The 20,669-nt window shown below is 69.9% G+C and carries 15 protein-coding genes and 5 pseudogenes; 10 read left to right on the top strand and 10 right to left on the bottom strand.

Going from position 1 to position 20,669, the window contains the following annotated elements:
- Window positions 1-17: 17 nt before the first annotated feature.
- A pseudogene (locus BIV25_RS45350) lies at window positions 18-185 on the top strand (transposase); the annotation flags it as partial.
- Window positions 186-263: 78 nt separating this feature from the next.
- Here BIV25_RS45350 and BIV25_RS45345 read toward each other — a convergent pair.
- A pseudogene (locus tag BIV25_RS45345) lies at window positions 264-865 on the bottom strand (nucleotidyltransferase family protein).
- 266 nt (window positions 866-1,131) lie between these two features.
- A complete protein-coding gene (locus BIV25_RS45340; protein WP_071378455.1) occupies window positions 1,132-2,010 on the bottom strand; it encodes a helix-turn-helix transcriptional regulator in 879 nt (292 codons plus the stop codon).
- Window positions 2,011-2,115: 105 nt separating this feature from the next.
- Here BIV25_RS45340 and BIV25_RS45335 point away from each other — a divergent pair, with 105 nt between their 5' ends.
- Complete coding sequence (locus BIV25_RS45335; protein WP_071378454.1) at window positions 2,116-2,814, top strand: SDR family NAD(P)-dependent oxidoreductase; 699 nt, start codon at window positions 2,116-2,118, stop codon at window positions 2,812-2,814.
- Between the two features lie 254 nt (window positions 2,815-3,068).
- Here the strand turns inward: BIV25_RS45335 and BIV25_RS45330 are convergent, their stop codons facing one another.
- Entirely contained in the window at window positions 3,069-4,055 is a 987-nt protein-coding gene (locus BIV25_RS45330) for an alpha/beta fold hydrolase (RefSeq protein WP_071378453.1), read from the bottom strand.
- 142 nt (window positions 4,056-4,197) lie between these two features.
- On the opposite strand from BIV25_RS45330, the gene BIV25_RS45325 reads away from it, so the two are divergent.
- The gene (locus BIV25_RS45325; protein ID WP_107486720.1) at window positions 4,198-4,803 is read left to right on the top strand and encodes a helix-turn-helix domain-containing protein; all 606 of its coding nucleotides are present in this window, start codon (window positions 4,198-4,200) and stop codon (window positions 4,801-4,803) included.
- A gap of 45 nt (window positions 4,804-4,848) precedes the next feature.
- Here BIV25_RS45325 and BIV25_RS53970 read toward each other — a convergent pair.
- A pseudogene (locus tag BIV25_RS53970) lies at window positions 4,849-5,258 on the bottom strand (Tn3 family transposase); the annotation flags it as partial.
- Between the two features lie 80 nt (window positions 5,259-5,338).
- Window positions 5,339-5,749 carry a class I SAM-dependent methyltransferase gene (locus BIV25_RS45310; protein WP_079177322.1) on the bottom strand — a complete coding sequence of 137 codons (411 nt, stop codon included), beginning with the start codon at window positions 5,747-5,749 and terminating at the stop codon, window positions 5,339-5,341.
- A 5-nt stretch (window positions 5,750-5,754) separates the two neighbouring features.
- Between BIV25_RS45310 and BIV25_RS51915 the strand changes: the two are divergent.
- Window positions 5,755-5,880: pseudogene (locus BIV25_RS51915) on the top strand (hypothetical protein); the annotation flags it as partial.
- 75 nt (window positions 5,881-5,955) lie between these two features.
- Window positions 5,956-6,060: pseudogene (locus tag BIV25_RS54890) on the top strand (dehydrogenase); the annotation flags it as partial.
- 66 nt (window positions 6,061-6,126) lie between these two features.
- On the opposite strand, the gene BIV25_RS51910 reads toward BIV25_RS54890, so the two are convergent.
- Both BIV25_RS51910 and BIV25_RS45300 read right to left on the bottom strand, forming a co-directional pair.
- Complete coding sequence (locus BIV25_RS51910; protein WP_177235659.1) at window positions 6,127-6,279, bottom strand: hypothetical protein; 153 nt, start codon at window positions 6,277-6,279, stop codon at window positions 6,127-6,129.
- A gap of 310 nt (window positions 6,280-6,589) precedes the next feature.
- Complete coding sequence (locus tag BIV25_RS45300) at window positions 6,590-7,267, bottom strand: FadR/GntR family transcriptional regulator (protein WP_071378449.1); 678 nt, start codon at window positions 7,265-7,267, stop codon at window positions 6,590-6,592.
- A gap of 67 nt (window positions 7,268-7,334) precedes the next feature.
- Between BIV25_RS45300 and BIV25_RS45295 the strand changes: the two genes are divergently transcribed.
- The 5 genes from BIV25_RS45295 to upp all read left to right on the top strand — a co-directional run bounded on the left by BIV25_RS45295 (window position 7,335) and on the right by upp (window position 16,691).
- A complete protein-coding gene (locus BIV25_RS45295; protein ID WP_079177318.1) occupies window positions 7,335-8,594 on the top strand; it encodes an MFS transporter in 1,260 nt (419 codons plus the stop codon).
- A 322-nt stretch (window positions 8,595-8,916) separates the two neighbouring features.
- The gene (locus BIV25_RS45290; RefSeq protein ID WP_071378448.1) at window positions 8,917-13,071 is read left to right on the top strand and encodes an amino acid adenylation domain-containing protein; all 4,155 of its coding nucleotides are present in this window, start codon (window positions 8,917-8,919) and stop codon (window positions 13,069-13,071) included.
- A 31-nt stretch (window positions 13,072-13,102) separates the two neighbouring features.
- Window positions 13,103-14,056 carry a pseudouridine-5'-phosphate glycosidase gene (locus BIV25_RS45285; protein WP_071378447.1) on the top strand — a complete coding sequence of 318 codons (954 nt, stop codon included), beginning with the start codon at window positions 13,103-13,105 and terminating at the stop codon, window positions 14,054-14,056.
- Entirely contained in the window at window positions 14,053-15,942 is a 1,890-nt protein-coding gene (locus BIV25_RS45280; protein ID WP_256257212.1) for an HAD-IA family hydrolase, read from the top strand. The genes BIV25_RS45285 and BIV25_RS45280 overlap by 4 nt, the downstream gene beginning before the upstream one ends.
- Window positions 15,943-15,968: 26 nt before the next feature.
- Complete coding sequence (gene upp, locus BIV25_RS45275) at window positions 15,969-16,691, top strand: uracil phosphoribosyltransferase (protein ID WP_079177317.1); 723 nt, start codon at window positions 15,969-15,971, stop codon at window positions 16,689-16,691.
- Between the two features lie 390 nt (window positions 16,692-17,081).
- Here the strand turns inward: upp and BIV25_RS50135 are convergent, their stop codons facing one another.
- From BIV25_RS50135 to BIV25_RS45260, 3 genes are all read right to left on the bottom strand, one after another.
- Complete coding sequence (locus BIV25_RS50135; RefSeq protein WP_071378446.1) at window positions 17,082-18,737, bottom strand: DUF4189 domain-containing protein; 1,656 nt, start codon at window positions 18,735-18,737, stop codon at window positions 17,082-17,084.
- Window positions 18,734-19,477, bottom strand: a complete 744-nt coding sequence (locus BIV25_RS51900) for a protein phosphatase 2C domain-containing protein (protein WP_177235658.1) — start codon at window positions 19,475-19,477, stop codon at window positions 18,734-18,736. The genes BIV25_RS50135 and BIV25_RS51900 overlap by 4 nt, the downstream gene beginning before the upstream one ends.
- A gap of 356 nt (window positions 19,478-19,833) precedes the next feature.
- Window positions 19,834-20,511 (bottom strand): hypothetical protein, encoded by a 678-nt coding sequence (locus BIV25_RS45260; protein WP_071378444.1) that lies wholly within the window; start codon window positions 20,509-20,511, stop codon window positions 19,834-19,836.
- Window positions 20,512-20,669: the final 158 nt, after the last annotated feature.

Genomic DNA, 20,669 nt, shown 5'->3' with positions numbered 1-20,669 from the left:
CATAAGCGCAGTGTGCTTGGGCGATTGAACGGACCTACGGCTGGCTGATGCTCCACCGCCGCCTGGCCCGCGACTACGAGACCCTCCCGGCCCGCTCCGAAGCAATAATCCACCTGGCCATGACCGACCTCATGGCCCGCCGCCTCACCGGTGAAGCCACGATCTCCTGGCGCGATCCGACATAACAAGATCAAGCCCACATACCGGTGTAAAACAATGGGAGAAAACGATCTCTAATCAGGGCCGCGCCCGCGCCGCAGCCATTACGACGTGCGGCGCGGGCGCACAGGCGTGCCGCTTGGCATACCTGGATCAGGAACGGGCACTGGAGTCACCGTGATCTCGGTGGACGGCCAGTCCAGCACGGTCAGCTCGGGCCACTCCTCCTGCCACCGCGCCGCCTTGGCCTCATAGACCGACCGCGGGGCGAGCACCGGGTTCGGCCGGAGGACGAGGTTGAACACGTCCGACAGCCCATGGGGCGCATAGACACGCCACCGCCCGTCCGTCTCCACACTCACTCCCAGACAGCATGTCGTTGCGGCGAAGCTGTCGATCGCCGCCTCGGCGGAGTCATACGGCGGACACGGGACACCTCCCGGCCGACCTGGATCACTGCGTCCTCCGCCTCCCAGGAAAGATCGCTGCCATCGAAGTAGAAGACGTCGTAGTCCTTGATGCCGCTGGTCGGAGGCTTCTCCGTGACCACGTTCCATACCGTCTGGAACAGGCATCCGGCCGTCACATACCACCCAGGCAGGCCCAATGCCGCAGTTCGCGCCAGCACTTCCGTCAACACATGGTTACAGGAAAGCACCGAACGCAGGGACTCAAGTTGCTGGTCAGGAGGGAGTCGGCTGATCACAGCCCTGCCTACCACAACGCGCCCACGGCAGCCTCGATCAACTTCGACTGACCGACACACCGATGGGGTGTGCCCGGAACTTGACTACATTCCGAGCCCACTTGATCAACATCTGTTGCCCGAACTCGGCATCAACCATTCTCGCCCTACACCGACGAAGCCACACTGCCGACCCCTCCGTGGAGTTGGCCGCTTGAAAGGTTCCCCACGACGCGAAGCGATTGACAGGGACCGTGAGCCGTCGGTCGGCCGATGGGCGGAGCGGATCAGTTGCGCGTGCCGGCCGGTGGGCCGACGACGGTGGTGAGCTGGAGTTTGGTCTCGTCCTCGCTGCCCGGCGCGGCGGTCATGATGACGATCTTGAGCTCGGTGTCGCCGTCGGTCAGGACATCGCAGTCCACCGTGACCGGGCCCACCGACGGGTGATCGACCCTCTTGTGGACCTCGCGGTTCGCGGTCACCTCTCCCGTCGCCCACAGCTCGGCGAACCTCTCGTTGCCTGCGTTCAGGTCGCGGACCAGCGCGGCCAGGCGGCTGTCCCGGGGGAAGCGGCCCGCGGCGCGGCGCAGATCGGAGACGAGGGCGGCGTCGGCGGTGTCGGGGTCCGTCTCGGTGACCGGCCACAGCGCGAGGGGGGTGTGATCGACGTCCACCGGGAACCTGTCGCGGGCGAAGTTGCGCATCCGCGGCGGCGAGGCCAAGGGGTCTCCCAGCAGGGCGGCCCACCCGTGGTTCCACCACACCAGTTGCCAGTCCGCCGCGAACACGGCCACCGGTACGTCTCCGAGGCGGACGAGTACCCGTTGCATACCGGGCGGGAGATGGTCGCAGATCGTGCCGTCCGCCGGCGGCACGATCCGGGCCAGCCGGTAGAGGTGGTCCCGCTCGGCGGTGGACAGTTGGAGAGCGCGCGCCAGGGACGCCACCACCGACGCCGAGGGTGTCGTGGCCCGCCCCTGCTCCAGGCGCACGACGTAGTCGACCGACACTCCGGCCAGGTCGGCCAGTTCCTCGCGCCGCAGCCCGACAGCCCGGCGCTTGCGGACAACCGGCAGCCCAGCGGCTGACGGGGGCAGCCGGTTCCGCCACATGCGGATCATCGCGCCCAGTCCAGCTCCGGGGGGTGTCGTCGTCATGCTCTCCATCCTCCCGCGTCCCCGATCACATGCGGGGGCGCGAGGGTGGTACTGGTCTTCCCACCGTCGAAGCGTCCCTGGTCCGGCTCCCTCGCCAAGGCAACTATCGAAGGCATGACGATCACTTTCATCACCGGAGCCAACAAGGGCATCGGCCGCGAGACCGCTCGCCGCCTCATCGCGTGCGGTCACACCGTTCTCCTGGGAGCCCGCGACCGTGAGCGGGGTGAGGAGGCAGCCGCCGCGCTGGGCGCACGCTTCGTCCCCGTCGACGTGACCGACGACGCGTCCGTGGGCGCCGCCGCCGCGGACGTCGCCGAGCACGAGGGCAGGATCGATGTCCTGATCAACAACGCGGGGGTCCAGGGTCCCTTCGGTGATCCCGGCGACCTCACCGCCGCCGACGCCCGCGCCGTCCTCGACGTCAACGTCATCGGCGTCATCCGCACCACCACCGCGTTCCTGCCGCTGCTGCGCCGTTCGGACGACCCCGTGATCATCAACGTCAGCAGCGGCATGGGCTCCCTCGCCTTCACCCACGACCCCGGACGGTCCGAGTCGCACGTCGTCGTGCCGCTGTACGCCTCCTCGAAGGCGGCGCTGACGATGTTGACCACGCAGTACGCCAAAGGGCTCAAGGGCATTCGCGTCAACGCCGCCGACCCCGGCTACACCGCGACCGACATAAACGGTCACAGCGGCTCCCAGACCGTCACCGAGGGCACGGACGCGATCGTCGCCCTCGCCACCGAGGGGCCCGGTGCCGGCACCGGACGCTTCATCGACCGCCATGGCGAGATCGCCTGGTCCTGATACACCGGCGGTCCGGAGACTGCCGCCTCCGACCAGCGTGAGAACCTGGGGCGACCGTCACGCCAGCCCTTTGACCTGCTTCTTCAAGTTGGCGGAGGCTCATTCCACCCCCACCGTCGCCCCTACCTCCACCGTCCCGCATCCAGTGCCCTCCGTCATTTGTGAGAATCACGCAGCACCTGGCCGTAGCCGCTGCGCGCGGGTACGCGGGCCGAACTGTTCCGTGTGCAGAAGCCCCGGCCGCGCCTGGCGGTTCAACCCGTGAGGGTGTTGAGCCAGCCGGTCAGCAGACGGTTGATCTCCTCGGGGCGTTCCTGCTGGATCCAGTGGCCGCAGCCTTCTACGAGGTGGGAGGCGGTCAGGCCGGGGAGGGTGGTGGGGAAGGCGTCGATAGCGTCGGACATCCAGGTGGTGGACGCGTCCAGGGCGCCGCCGATGAACAGGGACGGCTGCTTGATCGGGGCTCCGCGGTGGGGGGCGAGGTCCTCCCAGTCGCGGTCCATGTTGCGGTAGCGGTTGAGGGCGCCGGTCAGACCCGTGCGTTCGAACTCTCCGGCGTAAACGTCGAGGTCGTCCTCGGCCAGCCAGGCCGGGAGGATGCCGGCGGGAAAACGGTCACGCAGCTGGCCGCCGTGGGCGACGAAGTGCGGGTCGGGCTCGCCTTGGGCGGGCATGGTGTCGGCGGACAGGGCGGCGTAGAAGCCCGCGAGCCAGCCCCGCATGTCAGGCTCGATCTCCGTCTCGGCGCGGCCGGGCTCCTGGAAGTAGGAGACGTAGAACTCCTGCTCGGGGCCGCCTATCTGGCCGAAGATGTCGGTGGGGCGGGGGCCGCCGGGTGGCGCGTACGGGACGCTCAGCAGGGCGACGGCCCGGAAGACCTCGGGGTGGAGCAGGGCGGAGGTGGCGGCGATGTTGGAGCCCCAGTCGTGGCCGACGACCACCGCGTTCTCCTCGCCGAGGGCGTGCACGAGGGCGACGTTGTCCTCCACCAGGTCCAGCATCCGGTAGGCGTCGGTCTCCGCAGGCTTGGAGGAGCGGCCGTAGCCGCGCACGTCGATCGCCACCGCCCGGTAGCCGGCCGCGGCGAGGGCCGGGAGCTGGTGGCGCCAGGAGTACCAGGACTCGGGGAAGCCGTGCACGAGCAGGACCAGCGGGCCGGTGCCCTGCTCGACCATGTGCAGGCGCCCGGCCGGGGCCTCGACGGTGCGGTGGCGGAGTGCGGCGGACGGCTCGGGCTGCATGGGGGCTTCTCCTCGGTTCGCCGGTGGATGCAGGTACGCATCGATCATGCGGCGCAGCGACCGTCCACCGCGATTACCCTTGCCAATCTGGCAAACTTGCAGGACAGGTGGTGGGGTGGCACGTTCGGAAGGGGCAGAGCGGGTGACAGGCGACGACGTGGCCGACATGCTGGCGGCGATGGGCCCCCGGCTGCGGGCTGCGCGCGAACACCGCGGCTCCACGCTCACCGGCGTCAGCTGCGCGACCGGCATCTCCCCGAGCACGCTGTCGCGGATCGAGACCAGCCGACGCAAGCCCACCCTGGAAGTGGTGCTGCAGTTGGCGAAGGAGTACGGCGTCTCCCTGGACGAGCTGGCCGGCACCGCTCCCGCCGCCGAGCCCCGCACCTCCGCGCTCCAGCGTTTCGGCGACGACAAGGCGGTGCTGCCGCTGACCCGGTACGTCGGGGGCCTGCACGCCCACAAACACGTCCTACCCGCCGTCCAGGAGCCGCCCGCGCGGCCCCGGCAGGTCTCCCACGACGGCTGGGAATGGCTGTGTGTCCTGTACGGGCGGCTGTGGCTCGCACTCGGCGACCAGGACCTCGTCCTGAGTGCCGGGGACGTCGCCGAGTTCGACACCCGCAATCGCCATGGGGTCGCGAACGTCGGCCCCGGCGGCCCAGTCGAGTACCTGATCATGTTCGGGCCGCAGGGAGAGCGCCTGCGACCGCGCACCCCGCCCGCCCCCGGCCCCAGGGCCCGGTAGCAAGCAGCGAACGAACGGCCTGACGTCCCGGATACGCCCAGGATGTCAGGCCTCTTCCTCGTCGTCCTCAGCGGCGTCGGGGTCGCGGAAGGGGCGCAGACCCTGGCCGGGGCCGCTGGCCTTGATGTTGAACAGGCAGCGGCCCAGGAAGTTGATGTGCCGGTCCTTGAGCGGGGAGAGCCGGGCGGCGTCCTCGTCCTTGACGGCGTGGCCCTCGGCGCGGAGCCGGGCAACAGCAGCGTCCAAGTAGCGGGTGTTCACAGCACGACGGCATTGAGAACGAGACCCAGACTGGCCAACTGATCCTCCTGGCCCTCTCGGTACGCCTGGCGGATCTGGCCACGGCCGCCGTGGCAGATCGCGCAGGCCAGGCGGTGGCGGGACTCCTGCACGGTGAGTTGCCGGTTCATCAGCCGGCGGTAGGTGTCGTCGACCGGGTCGACCAGGGCGAGCATTCTGTGGAATCAGATCTGTCAAGCTTGCCGCATCGCCCAGCGCTGCTGACGCGTCAGCAGCGCTGGGCGATGGTCACGCGTCAGCAGCGCTGGGCGATGGTCACGCCGTCGCGCACCGGCAGCATCACCGAGTGCACCCGCTTGTCGCGAGTGATCATGTCGTTCAGCCTCCGTACCGCCAGGTGATGCGCCTGCTGGTACGCCGGGTCAAGCACGCGGCCGCCGAGGAAGACGTTGTCCAGCACCACCAACCCGCCGGGTCGCAGTCGGCGCACGATCTCCTCGTAGTACGCCGGGTAGTTGTCCTTGTCGGCGTCGATAAACGCGATGTCGATGACCGGCTTGGCGTCGAGCGCGCGCAGGGTCTCCAGCGCGGGGGCGATGCGCAGGTCGATCCGGTCGACGACGCCTGCACGCTCCCAGTACGGCCGGCCGATCGCGGCCCATTCCTCGCTGACGTCGCAGGCGAGCAGTCGGCCGCCGTCGGCCAGGCCACGGGCGGTATCTGTCCACCGAGGTCGCCTGCGGCTTCACCGGCCGCGTTATCGGCATGTACGCCACCGAGGGCACGGTCGCCTTCGACTGGTACGAGTACACCCCGGCATCAGCGCCCTCCGCTTGACGCTCGGCCCTCGGCCGCGTGCGACACCTGTGTCCGTGCGGGCGTCGCACGCGGCATGCCGCGAGACCGCCCGCCCCCGGCCAGGTCACCACCGCCAAGCAGGAAGAACTCTTCGACGAGGCCACCCAGCGCCAGTTCGAGTCCCCCATCCCCCGCGGCCGGATGGGCCGCCCCGACGACCCGCTCCTCGGCACCCCACTCGACCCCGAGCGCTCCGCCGTGGCTCTCGGTCGCCCCCGCACACCTTCAGGAGACCGGCCAGGCGCCGGCCGGGCATCCGGAGATCGCGTTCGCCGCCGCCACGACCGGCCCGACCAACCTGTAGGCGAGCGTGGTGTGCGCGAACCAACGGGAGCTGTACCGGTACCTGACCATCCGGATCGCCGCACTCCCAGCCATCGCGCACCTCGTAACGGCACCGGTGGTCAAGGCGGTCAAGCAGGCAGCGGACCGGACACAGCGACCGGCCCCTGCGGCCGCCTGGCCGGCGCGGGGCCGGCGGACGTCGCGGGCGGGCTCGGCCGGTCGGCCGTCGAGGGAGCGCTGGAGCCACTCGGCGCCGCGGCGGAGGACCTCGGCCGTCACGCCGCCGAGCGGGTGGCACTCGTCCTCGTGGAAGCGCGGCTCAAGCCCTTCCTCCAGGCCGAGTTCGGCCGCGGATACACGGCCGATGGGTCCAGGGCCGTACGGGTCGCTCCCCCGGAATCGCTCAGTCGCCCTCCTGGGTGGGAGCACAGTCCGTGTAGGAACCCGATTCGTAGGCCGCCTTGTCGCTGTCGCGGCCGCGGATGGCCTCGACGAGGTATGAGTGGTCCTGGAACTGCTCGGGGCGCAGCTCCTCACCGAAGTGGTCCAAGAGCGAGGCCCGGATCACCTCGCCCAGGTCCGCGTGCAACTGGGCCAGGACCGTGTTGTGGGACGCGGTGACGACGGCCAGGTGAAAGGCCACGTCCGAGTTCACGAAAGCGACCCGATCCCCCTCCGACCAGGCCTTGTCCCGTTGGGACAGCAGGGCGTCCAGTCGCTCCAGGTCCTCCGCCGTGCGGTGTGCGCAGGCCAGGCGGGCGGCACGGACCTCCAGGGCGCCGCGCACTTCGGCGACGTCGTCCGTGTGTGCCTTCTCGAAGCGGATCCGCATCATCCCGGCCAGTTCGCTGGTCGCCCGGACATAGGACCCGGAGCCGTGGCGGATGTCCAGCAGGCCCGTATGGGCCAGGGCCCGGACGGCCTCGCGCACCGTGTTGCGCGCCACGCCGAGCTGTTCGACGAGCTCCGTCTCTGCGGGGATGCGCGAGCCCACGGGCCAGGTGCCGGAGGTGATCTGCCGTCTGAGTCGGGCAATCACCTGGTTCGACAGTGATTCGCGGCGCACAGGATCCATAGTCATCCCATCACTATATGACCCGGCGTCAAACCCATAAGAACCACTAGACATAGAGTCATGGGATGAGTCTATGATCGGCCATGTGACGAAGGAAGAGCTCAAGAACACCGCCTTACCCACCGGTCGGGCGGCGCCCCCCGACCGCTCACAGCGGCTGCGCAGACTGACGCTCGTGGCGCTCGTGCTCGCGGCGCTGAACCTGCGCCCTGGCGTCACCAGCCTCGGGCCCGTACTCGAAGAGGTCCGTGACAGCCTCGCCATGAGCGGCACGGCCGCCGGACTGCTGACGTCCATCCCGGCCGTGTGTTTCGCCCTGGTCGGCTGCATGGCCCCCGCCCTCGCCCGGCGCTACGGCGCGAGCGGCGCGATCGCGGCCGGCGCCGCGTTGCTGACGGCCGGACTCGCGGCGCGTCCCTTCGCCACCGACGCCGCCCTGTTCGTCGCATTGACCGCCCTGTCACTGGCCGGCATCGCCATCGCGAACGTGCTGCTCCCAGCCGTCGTCAAGCAGCGCTTCCCCGACCGGGTGGGCGCGGTGACGGGGCTGTATTCCATGGCGTTGAACGTCGGCGCCTCGACCGCTGCCGCCGTCACCGTGCCCCTCACCGAGGCGTTCGGCGGCGACTGGCGATACGGCCTGGGAATCTGGGCCGTCCTGGCCGCGATCGCCGTACCGCCCTGGCTCGCCGCCTCCGGCCACCAGAGACGGGCGGCGGCCGGTGCGGTGGACGGAGGAGGAGAACCGCAGGCACATCCGCGAAGCCGGATCTCCCGCGACCCCACCGCCTGGGCGCTCACCGCCTACTTCGGGCTACAGGCGAGTTCCGCCTACGTCATCATCGGCTGGCTTCCCCAGATGTTCCGCGATGCCGGGCTGTCCGCGGAGAGTGCCGGGCTGCTGTTCTCCGGCACATCGCTCCTCGGCGTACCGCTGTCCTTCGCGCTGTCGGCCGTGGCCGGAAAGCTGCGCAACCAGAGCGGGATCGCGGTGGGAATCGGCCTGTGCGGCCTGGCGGGATTCGCGGGGATGTGGGCCTCCGCCTCCACCGCGCCCTGGCTGTGGGCGTTCCTGCTCGGCGTGGCCAACTGCTCCTTCCCGCTGGCCCTGACAATGATCAGCATGCGCGGCCGCGACAGCGCCACCGTGGTGCGGCTCTCCGGGTTCGTGCAGAGCTTCGGCTACCTGCTCTCGATCCCCGGCCCGCTCGTCGTCGGCGTGCTCTACGGCCACACGGGCGGCTGGCGAGCCCCCCTGGCCTTCGTCCTCGTGATGACCCTGGTACAGATCGCAGCCGGTCTGGTCGCGGGCCGCGACCGCCAGATCGGCTGAGCGACGCTCGTCGGCACGACGGATCTCATACCGGCTCGCCCCGTCGAGGGCGACCGAGATCGCAGCTCTCCTGTTCGCTTCCCGGCCCTGCCGAGCAGGAGGTACGCATTGACTGCGCCATGCCCGCAATACCCCATGCCCGGAATCAGCAGCCGCGCCGCCAGGTGAATCACCGAAAAGCCGGGATCAACTTCCGTGAACATATCCAGAATTTGTTGACCTGGCCGGAAGATTTCCCCTAGCCTCCCATCAGCCATTAACCCGGGGCACCACGAGTGCGTGAATTCCCGGGTAATGCCGCTACCGCGGAAAAGAGAGGTCCATGAGCCCCCACGCGAATGCCCACACCCAACGCGACGACATCTCCCTGACCACGCTGCTCGCCGAACAGGCGGATGCCGCACCCCACCGGCCCGCCGTGGTCCACGAGGACCAGAGCCTGACGTTCGCCCAACTGCTGGACCGGAGCCGGCTGCTGGGAGCCCACCTCAGGCACACCGGAGTGACCAGAGGCAGCCGAGTCGGCGTGTTCATGGAGCCCTCGCTGGAGCTGATGACGACCGTCTGGGGAATCCTCTGGGCCGGCGGTTCGTACGTCCCGCTCTCCCCGGAATACCCCGAGGAGCGGATCGCGTACATGATTGCGGACGCGGGGGTGGAAGTCGTCCTTACTCAGGAATTACTGCGTACCCGCCTCGAGGAGCTGTCGCCGACCGGCGTCCGGATCATCGCTTCGGATATATTCCCTTCGGCGGAGAATACGGTCGAGGATATTTCGTCAGCAGGCCGGGATTGCTGGGAAGGGGCCCGTCCGGAAGACCTCGCGTACGTCATCTACACGTCCGGCAGCACCGGGAAACCGAAGGGCGTGATGATCGAGCAGCGCAGCATCGTCAGCCAGATGCGCTGGCTGTCCGAAGCCTGCGGAGTCGACAGCGGAAAAACTGTCCTCCAGAAGACTCCCCTGAGTTTCGACGCCGCCCAGTGGGAGATCCTCGCCCCCGCCTGCGGCAGCACCGTGGTGATGGGTGCCCCCGGAATCTACCGGGACCCCGAGGCGATCGTGGCCACGATCCGCCGGCACGGCGTCACCACCCTCCAGTGCGTCCCCACGCTCCTCCAGGCACTCCTCGACACCGAGACCTTCACCGAGTGCGGCTCGCTGCGCCAGGTGTTCAGCGGCGGCGAGGCGCTGTCCCGCAGCCTCGCCGCCCAGTTCCTCGACACCGTGCCGGACTGCTCGCTCGTCAACCTCTACGGTCCGACCGAGTGCACCATCAACGCCTCCGCCTTCGTCGTGGACCGCGCCGCGGTCAAGGACGGTCCCCGGATCATGCCGATCGGCACACCGGTCGACGGCACCACCTTCCACGTCCTGGACGCGGCCGGCCGTCAGGCGGCGGTCGGCGAGATCGGCGAACTGCACATCGGCGGCATCCAGGTGGCCCGCGGCTACCTCGGCCGCCCCGACCTGACGGCCGAGAGGTTCGTGCAGGACACCTTCTCGTCCGCCCCGGGCGCCCGCCTGTACCGGACCGGCGACCTCGCCCACTTCAACGCCGACGGGACGGTGCAGTTCGTCGGGCGGACGGACAACCAGGTCAAGCTGCGCGGCTACCGGGTCGAGCTGGACGAGATACGCCAGACGATCGAGACCCACGACTGGGTCCGCAGCTCGGCCGTCCTGCTCAGGGACGACGAGGCCACCGGCTTCCAGAACCTGGTCGCCTTCGTGGAACTGAACCCCAAGGAAGCCGCCCTGATGGACCAGGGCAACCACGGCGCCCACCACCAGTCCAAGCGCAGCAGGCTCCAGGTCAGAGCCCAGCTGTCGCACGCGGGCTGCCGCGACGCCGCGGACCTGGCGGGCCGCCCGGTGACCGAACTCCCCGGCGCCGAGGCCACGCCCGGGCAGCGGGCCCTGGCCTTCGCCCGCAAGACGTACCGCTGCTACGAGGGCGGACAGGTGAGCCGGGACGACATCCTGCGTCTGCTGGCCCCGCCCGCCCGGCCGGGCGTCGTCCCACGCACCCCGGGGAGCCTGAGCCGGGCCGAACTCGGCGGGATCCTCCGCAACTTCGGCCAGTACCTCAGCGACCAGCGGCTGCTGCCCAAGTACGCCTACGCCTCCCCCGGCTCCCTCTACGCCGCCCAGCTGTACCTCGAACTCGACGGCATCGGCGGCATCGACCCGGGCCTGTACTACTACCACCCGCTCCACCACCACCTGGTGCTGATCGGCCCCGCCCCGCGGCAGTCCGCCCCGCGGCAGTCCGCCCCGCGGGCGAGGGTCCACCTCCTCGGCAAGCACAGCGCGATCGAGCCGGTCTACCGCAACAACATACGGGAGGTCCTGGAGATCGAGGCCGGGCACATGGTCGGCCTGTTCGAGGCGGTGCTCCCCGCCCACGGCCTCGGCATCGCCGCCGCCGAGTACCGGCCCGAGATCCGGCACCGACTCGACTGCGGCGAGGAAGACCACTACCTGGGCACGTTCGATCTCGTGCCGTACGACGCGAACGGGAGCGCCGACGCGCTGGACATCTACGTCCAGGCACACGCGGGCCGAATCGACGGTCTGGAGGCCGGGCAGTACCGGTACGCCGACGGCTCCCTGGTGCGCATCTCGGACGACCTGGTACTCAAGAAGCACGTCATCGCCATCAACCAGCGCGTCTACGAGCGCGCCGGCCTCGGCATCAGCCTGGTCTCCACCGGCCCGGACTCCTGGCGCCACTATCTCGACCTGGGCAGCAAGCTACAGCGCCTCCAGATGAACGGCCTGAACCTCGGCTTCATGTCCTCGGGCTACAGCTCCAGGAGCGGCAACGACCTGCCCGCGGCCAAGCGGCTGAACAGGATCCTCCACGACTGCGGACTGCCCACGGGACCGTCGTACTTCTTCGTCGGCGGGCGCGTCAGCGACGAGCAGCTGCGCAGCGAGGGCATGAAGGAGGACGTGGTCCACATGCAGGGACCGGCCGAGCTGATCAAGGAGGACCTCGCCGGACTGCTGCCCCGCTACATGCTGCCCAACCGGATCGTCGTCCTGGACAGGCTGCCCCTGACCGCCAACGGAAAGATCGACAGCAGGGCCCTGGAGGCCTCGCAGCACACCGAACTCTCCCTGGCCACAAGGACGTTCGTCGCACCCCGCACCCGTACCGAGCGCCGAGTCCGCGATCTGTGGCAGACCGTCCTCAAGCAGGAGCAGATCTCCGTCACGGACGACTTCTTCGAGCTGGGAGGCAACTCCCTGCTCGCCGTGGCCCTCGTCAACCGGATCAACAGGACGTTCGAAGGAACGCTTCCTCTCCAGGTGCTGTTCGACGCTCCCACCGTCGAAAAGCTCGCCGCCCGGCTCGACACCGAGTCGTCAGAGCCCCTCACCCGGCTCGTCCCGCTCCAGCCGGAGGGCAGCGGCACACCGATCCACTGCTGGCCCGGCCTCGGCGGCTATCCCATGAACCTGCGCCCGCTGGCCGCCGCCCTGGGCAAGGACCGGCCCGTCCTGGGTATCCAGGCACACGGCGTCAACCGCGGCGAGCTCCCCTACACCACGGTCCGCGAGATGGCGACGGCGGACGTCGAGGCCATCCGCAGCGTCCAGCCCGAAGGCCCCTACATCCTGTGCGGCTATTCGTTCGGCGCCCGCGTCGCCTTCGAGGCGGCCCGGCAGATGGAGCAGGCCGGCCTGCGGGTGGAGCACCTCTTCCTCGTCGCCCCGGGCATGCCGCGCCTGCGCGAGCAGGACACGGCCGGTTCGACGGGCCGGGCGGACTTCACCGACCGGGCCTTCGTCGCCCTCCTCCACTCCGTCTTCGCCGGCACCCTCAGCGGCCGACAGCTGGACGACTGCCTGCGCACCGTCACCGACGAGGACAGCTTCGTCGACTTCGTCACCAGCCGTCTGCCCGGCCTCGGCACGGAACTGGTCCGGGCCGTCACCGGCATCGTCAAGCGCACCTACTCCCCGACGTACGAGTTCCACGAGCTGGCCGGGCGACGCCTGAACGCCCCCGTGACGCTCGTCAAGGCCAACGACGACAACTACTCCTTCGTCGAGCGCCAGGGCGCCTTCTCCGTCCTGCCGCCCGCTGTGCACCAACTGCCCTCCGGCCACTACGAACTGCTGCGCGAGCCGCATGTCGACGCTCTCGCCACGCTGGTCAACGAGCGGCTGCGCACCGATGCCAGGTCCACGCCCGCGAGCCAGGTCACCCTGTCCCGCGTCATCTCCCAGGAGGTCGGAGTGCCCCACATCAACATCAAGCACTTCCCCGTCGCCCTCAGCGCGGCCCAGGAGAAGGAACTCCTCGCCGCACTCACCTCGGCGGTGAGCAACGCCTTCGGCTGCAAGGAGGACGTCGTCTCCATCGCCATCGAACCGGTCAGGCAGGAGTCCTGGCACGAACAGGTCTACGAGCCCGAGATCGTCCGCCGCCAGGACCTGCTCCGCAAGACGCCCAACTACTGATCTCCGCACCCCGGTTCCTGGAAGGAAACACATGACGACACGCACACCCGGCCCGCACTCCGTCCCGCTGGTCTTCACGGAGGAGGTGGCCGCGGCCCTCGCCGACGGCGACCCGGTGGTGGCCCTGGAGTCGAACGTCATCACCCACGGGCTCCCCTACCCGGACAACGCGGCCACCGCCCGCAAGGTGGAGGACGCCGTACGTGCCGGCGGTGCGACACCCGCCACCATCGGCGTCGACGGCGGCCGGATCCTGATCGGGATGACCGGCACGGACATCGAGCGCTTCGCCTCCACTCCCGGCATCCCCAAGGTCAGCAGCAGGGACCTGCCGGCCGTCCTCGCCTCCGGCGGCATGGGCGCGAGCACGGTCGCCTCGTCGCTGGTGGCGGCGGAACTCGCCGGCATCACCTTCTTCTCCTCCGCCGGCATCGGCGGCGTCCACCGCGGCGCCGAGACCACCATGGACGTCTCCTCGGACCTGATCCAGTTCACCCGCTCCAAGGTGGCGGTGGTCTGCGCCGGCGCGAAGAAGATCCTCGACCTCCGCCTGACCATGGAGTTCCTGGAGACCCACTGCGTGCCCGTCATCTCCTACGGCTACGACGACTTCCCGGCCTTCTACTGCCGTTCCAGCGGGCTGCGCGCCCCGCACCGTCTGGACGACGAGACACAGATCGCCAGGGCCGTGGACACCCACTGGGCCCTGGGCAGCCCCGGCGGTGTCCTCATCACCAGCCCCACCCGGGAGGAGGACGCGATCGACGGGGACGACATCGAGGAGGCCATCGCCGCGGCGCTGCGGGGTGCCGAGGCCGACGGGGTGCGGGGCGGTGCCGTGACCAAGTACGTCATGCGCGCCGTGGACCGTGCCACCGAGGGCCGCTCCGCCACGGCCAACATGGCTGTCCTGATCAACACCGCCGAGGTCGGCGGCCGGCTCGCCGCCGCCCACGCCCGGCTCCGACGCGAGGAGACGCAGTGAACACCGCCAGGGAAACGGAGAAGGAAGAGGCAGCCGTGACACACGTGGCGATGTTCGACCTGGACGGGACACTCGTCGACTCCCCGCGGGCGATCGTCGAGACCTTCGCCGCCGCCTTCGAGGCGCTCGGCGAGAGCCCCCGCAACGAGGCGGACGTCCGGGCCACCATCGGCCTGCCACTGGAGCAGGCGTTCGCCAAGCTGCTGGGCGTCGCGCAGGACGACTCCCGCGTCGCCGCGGGCGTCGCGCGCTACCAGGAGGCGTTCCGCACCGTCATCCTGCCCCGCGCCCGCTCACTGGTCTTCCCCGGCGTCGCCGAGGGACTTGCCGCGCTGCGGCGCCGCGGCGTGACCCTGGCGGTGGCCACGAGCAAGTTCCACGCCAGCGCCGACGCCCTGCTCACCGCGGCCGAACTGCGTGACCACTTCGCCGTGCTGATCGGCGCGGACGACGTCACCCACCCCAAGCCGCACCCCGAGTCGGGGCTGCGCATCCTCGAACAGCTCGGCGCCCGCCCCGAGCACGCCGTGATGGTCGGCGACACCACCCACGACCTGAAGATGGCGCACGCGGCCGGGACCGGGTCGATCGCGGTCACCTACGGGGTGCACGGGCGGGCGGAACTCGCCGCGGCCCGCCCGTCACACGTGGCCGAGACGTTCCCCGGGGTCGTGGCGTACATCCTCGGCACGCTGCCCGACGCCGCGGTGGTCGACGGGCTGCTGGACGACCGTACGTACCACATCGAGTTCAACGGTCACCTGACCAACCACGTCAAACACGCCGTCGTCGCGCTCGCCGGGCTCGGCGTCGCGCCGGAGCGGATCAAGGCCTACCACGACAACTACATCAGGATGACGCCGTACGGCTGCGCGGTCGAGCCGGCCAGGCCGCCCCGGCGGACCATCGACGACGACAACTGGCTCGAACTCGTCGGCAAGCGCCAGGACTGGGCCGCCTACTGCGAGTTCTTCGACCGGCGCGAGCGGGAGATCGGCATGCCCGAACTGCTGCGCCGCTACCTGCCGCACCTCCTCCCCGGCTGGGCCGGAGCGCTCCAGCACGCGACCATCCACCTGGGCTGGGCACTGGCCGCGGGCCACCGCTGGATGGCCATCGAGGGCATCTCCTACCTGGCCTTCTCCTATGTGAGCTGCCATCCCGAGCGCTCGGTCCCGTCGGACGCCTCGGACGCACACGGCACGGAGCGGCCGAAGGACTCGCTGCTGCGCATCGCCGGCCACTGGGAGGCGAACCAGCCGCAGCTCCGCGCGTGGGTGGAGAATCTGGTCGGCGAGACCTCGGCCGACATCCACCCGGAGCTGGTCAGGTCCGGACTCCAGTACCGGATCGCCCGGATGCTCGGCGAGGGCCACCCGCTGATTCACGACACCCCCGGCTGGGTCGAGGGCCAGGACCCCGCCGCCAGCTGGGACCAGCTCGCCTACCTGGTCACCCTGCTGTACCTGGCGGAACCAGGGGACTTCCTGCTCCTGCACCTCATCACCGCACTGCACGCCATGCGGGCCGTCTGCGACGCCCTCCTCGCCGGACAGCGCCCCGACGTGGTCAAGGCCTACTGGACCGGCATCCTGGGCGTGCTGTTCTCCCGCGGCCACTTCCCGCGCCCCGCGAAGCTGACCGCGCTCGACGGCCTCTTCGACACCGCGACGGACGACCTCAGCGACCCCCGCTGGGCCCGCGAATGGGACTGGCACATCGCCAGGGCCGTGGAGGAGGAAGAGGAACACAACCCCAAGCTCGTCCACGTGATGCGCGAGCTGTGGCAGCGCACGGGCGGCAGGTCGATCTACCGGGTCGCCGCAGGCCAGTTCACCGCGACCCCGGAGCTTCCGCTCACCTTCGAACAGCCCCCGACCGACTGACCGCCCTCCCCACCCAAGGACCAGACATGACCACCGCACTCCAGCAGACCACCGAAGTGACCCCGTGGACCGGCCCCGCGCCCGCCGCATCCATCGAGCACTACCTCGGCCGCAACGTCCACCTGCTGCCCCAGACGAAACAGCTGCGCGCCCTGCACACCGTCATCCGCAACCGTGAAGCCAGCCGTCAGGACTTCGTCTTCCACGCCGGCCGGATCATCCGCCTCCTGACCGAGGCCGCCCTGGACCTCATGCCCTTCGAGCCGTACGACGTCCAGACTCCCGTCGGCAGTACGTACCACGGGCTGCGCTTCGCCGAGCGGCTGCTCGCGGTGCCCATCGTGCGTGCCGGGGAGAGCATGGAGAGCGAACTGCGCGCGGTGATCCCGGGGATCAGGATCGGCAAGATCCTCATTCAGCGGAACAGGACGACCAAGCGGCCGCACCTGTACTACCAGGCGCTCCCCGACGACACCGCCGACCGCCACGTCCTTCTGCTCGACCCGATGCTGGCGACCGGCGGCACGGCAGTGGCCGCCATCGAGCTGCTGCTCGAACGGGGTGTGCCCGAGGAACACATCGTCTTCGTCAACTTCATCACCGTGCCGGAAGGCATCACGGCGGTGTGCGAGCGCTTCCCCGGGGTGCGGATCGTGACCTCGGCGATCGAGGAGAGGCTCAACGAGAACGCCTACATGGTGCCCGGCATCGGCGACTTCGGAGACCGCTACTTCGGAACGGACCGCTAGCAGGCTGATGAAGACTTCGAGGTTCTGGCCCCGCCGTATCAGCGGCGGGGCCAGACTCGTTTCGTGGTGACGGGGAAATGGGCCGGGGAGACGGTCGGGCCGGCTCGGTGAGCACAAACGCGGCCCGTCTTCGGGCCAGCGCGACCGGAGGCTGGAGCCGGTGGGACGCATGTCGCGGCGCTTGCCGGGCACGGCGTGCGGGGAATGCGCCTCAATGAGCATCGCAGCGCCGCCTGACACGATGCGGAGCACCTTCGTACAGCCCGCCCCCACGCGCGATCTGGCACCGCGTCAGGTTGGAAAGGGTTCCCTGTCCGCCCGCTCCGAGCCCATGATTCACCTCGCCATGACCGACCTCATGGCCCGCCCCCGCACCGGCGAAGCCACCTTTCAGTACCGCGTGGTGCACACCGCGGTGATCCAGCGGCCGCCGCCCGCGTTGGCGATGGCGTCGTTCTCGGCCGCGTACTCCGTGGCGCCGTTGCCTCCCCAGTACCGGCCGGAGTCGGTGTTGTAGGCGACGGCGCCGCATCCGTTGACGAACGTGGTGAGGACCTTGCAGCCCGAATCGGGGCACCTCGTCAGGGCTCCCTGCTGGGCGGCGCCTTCGGACTTGTAGTCCCAGGCCTTGCCCATGCCGCCGTGGTTTCCCACGGCGATGGCGCCGAAATAGCTCGGCGGGGGCGGGGGCGGAGGAGGTGGTGGTGGAGGAGGTGGTGGCGGGGGCGCCGGGGGTGTCGGCGGGTCAAGGGTCGGCGGATCGTAGGTCGGGACCGGGTCAGGCGGATCGTACGTCGGGGCGGGGTCCGGCGGGTCGTACGTCGGATCCGAGCCGCCGTCGGGCACTGTCGTGTCCGGGGTGGTGGGGTAGGTGGGAACCGATCCGTTGTCGGGTGTGTTCTCGAGAGCGGAGATGTTGGACTGCGGTGTGGTGCCGGAGCCGGACGAGTCGCCGGAGTGCTGGAGTGCGATCCCGAGGATCACCACCCCGGCGAGGGCCGCGATGGTGGCGATCGCCTTGCCGGGCGGCGAGTTGCCCGAGGTCGTCCGGGGTGTGGACCGGATGCCGCCTCTTGTCGGGGGCTGCGGTCCGGATCGGTTGGCCGTCCGCGGCTGCCCGCCTCCGGGCCTGTTCGTGCCGGTGCGCCCGGAGCCGGGAACTCCGGATGCCTTCCTGGTGGCCGTGGCGAGTTGTTCGGCCCACTGGGACGGCGTGGGGCGACTGGCCGGGTCCGGGGAGAGCCCGGCACGGGCCAGGGCGGCGAGTGCGGGGCTGATCCCGGTCAGGGCCGCGGGGTCGTCGGCGGTCTGCTCGCGGGCGAAGAGCCGGATGGCGAGCAGCGTGAACTTGTAGACGTCGCCGGGAGTGGTTGCCTTCGGCTCGCCCGCGCGGAGCTGCCAGTCGGGCGTCTCGGCCTGGGGCAGCACGGTGCGGCCCCGCAGCATCATGGCGTCGCAGTCGATGAGGAAGCACTCGGGCCGCGGGGCGGTCGCGAACAGGAGGTTCTTGGGGGAGAGGTCTCCGACCGTGATGCCGATGCGGTGGAGTCTGGTGAGCGTGGCGGCCAGGTCGGCGAGCAGGGCCAGCCGGTCACGGTCGCTGATGGTCAGGCCGATTCCGGCGACGTAGGCGTCGTCGTTGAGCAGGTACTCCAGGTTCGCGAGCCGCTGGGTGCCCGTACCCGAGCCGGCCAGGCTCCGGAGCGTGAACTGGAAGCGGTCGGGTACGGCTCGCATGAGGAATCCGCATGCCTGGCCCTGACGCCGCACCACGGCCGCGGGCCAGGCGGTCTTCTCGCACAGCCACTGGCCCTCGCCGAAGCCGGGCTCGACCAGGAGTGCTACGGCCAACTCCAGTGCCGTGGCTTCGAGTTGGGGGAGCACAGTGGAGTTGTACTCCTTGTAGACGACGTCCCAGCCGCCGCCGTCGGCTCTGTTGATCTTCTTGTTGAGGACCTGGTGAACGGCGCCCTGGCCGCCCTGGCCGAGTTGGCGGCCCAGGGCCAGTGTGCCGTGCTCGACCTGGGGTGCGGGCGGGGACGTCATCGCGACGCCGCCGCGGTGCGGTGCCAGATCGCGAGCAGTGTCCGGTCGTCGTCGAAGGTCTCGCGGGTGAAGTCGACCAGGTGGGCGAACCACAGTGGCGTCGGTGGCTCGGCGAGGTGGCGGGCGAACAGGGCGCCGACCTGGCCGTCTCCGTCCCCGAGTGGGTCGCCGAAGCCGTCGGTACCGATGAGCAGTACCTCGTGCGGGGCCAGGCGCGTACTGGTCCGCGGCAGCGGATCGGGCAGGAGGGGCAGGGGGGACACCTCGTTCACGACGAACAGGGCGTCCGAACCGGTCTTGGAGTCGAACAGCTGCTGGTACCGGCCGGCCGCGGGATCGAGCAGCCAGGCTCCGGAGTCGCCGATACGGCAGAGGTCGACCAGGGGGCCCGCCGGGTCGGGGCGCACGACACCGGCCACGAGCGTCGTCGCGTACAGGCCCGCCACCTCGGCCTGCTCGGGTTCCTCCTTGTCCAGCCGCTGCCGTGCGAGCCGGCGCAACCGTTCGGCGGCGGCCTCGGCGACGTCCTGGAAGTCCGGCGACTGCTGGCCCAGCGAGAGGAGACGGAGCATCCGCTCCAGCGCGGAACGGCATGCCTCTACGGCTCCGAACTCGGCGTTCGTGGCGCTCGACACCCCGTCGGCGACGGCGAACACGATGCTGCCGGTCGCCTCGTGCACCGCGACACGGGCGGCGTCCTGGCGCGGCTGCCGGTAGTAGCGGTGACTGGCGCCACGCACCGAGGCACAGCGCACTGTGAGCTGCGGAGTGGACCAGCCGTCACACTCCGTGTCAGGGAACTCGGAGCCGTTCTGACCCGGTGGCTGCGCCTCGAACTCCGGTCCGGGGATGCCGACCGTGAGCCGCTGCCACGGCTGAGGCGCGGGCCCGAAGGGGGGTGGTGGTTCGGAGGGGGGTGTTGGGCCGGTGGGGGACGTGGGCCGTGGCGGGTGCTGTGGGACGGGCGGTGTCTGTGTGACGGGCCGAGGCGTCGCGGCGGGCGGTGCCGCAGGGGGCGGCGGTACCGCAGAAGGGCCGTCCGTGCTCCCGGATCCGCCTCGTTTCCGGCCCAGGTACCTCACCAGTGGGCTCACCGTCAGACCTCGTCGATCGCCATCGTGAACTGATCGGGCTTGTTGATCACGAGCGACGGGGTGGCCGAGTTGAGTGCGTGTCCCGAGGCGACCAGGCTCGCGGTGAGTGCGTGGAAGAACTCGGAGATGGCCCGGCCGATGTCGGTGCCCGCCTTGGCGACGAAGGCGAACTCGGGGCGCGTCGCCACTTCCAGCATCGTGCCCGCCTGGGCGTCGCCGATCCCGCAGGCGATGATGTTGGGTGAAGTCGGCGTCTGTGCCTTGTCGGTGAGCGTGGCGTGCGGCTTGCGCCAGGTTCCGCCGTCGGTGGGCTGACCGTCGCTGAGAAAGAACACGACGGGACGGTGCACCTTGTAGCCCTCGCCGCGCAGCCACTGCACGTCGGTCGGGATGCGGCCGAGCAGGTCGTCGAACACCGCCTGGTAGTTGGTGAGGCCCCGGATGACCACCTGAGGAAGGTTGGTCTCGGTGCGCATGTCGGCCCCGGTGAGGCGGACTCGCACGTCGTCGGAGAAGCCGAGTACGTTCAGGCGCAGTTTGGCGGCGATCATCGGCTCGGCCCGTAGTCCCTCGCACAACGAGACCAGGCCGTCGGACAGTTCCTGCACGTAGGGCGCCATGGAGCCGGACTCGTCGGCCAGCACATAGGCCGGCAGCAGCACACCCTTGGTTTCCGCCATGTGGATACATCTCCCCGTTGTCGTACGCCGTACCGATCTCTGTTGCCCTGCGCATGCCAGGACTAGTCCCGGCGATGTCCCTCGTCCCCGTCCATCCAAACCGTACGCGCCGGATCGGCAGGCGGCCCGGTCGTGATCCGGGCTCGTTCGGGGCGAAT

Source organism: Streptomyces sp. MUSC 14, from assembly GCF_001866675.1.
Lineage (GTDB): Bacteria > Actinomycetota > Actinomycetes > Streptomycetales > Streptomycetaceae > Streptomyces.
Note: the sequence above shows the minus strand (reverse complement) of the source record. Positions and strands in the feature narration are given on the sequence as shown.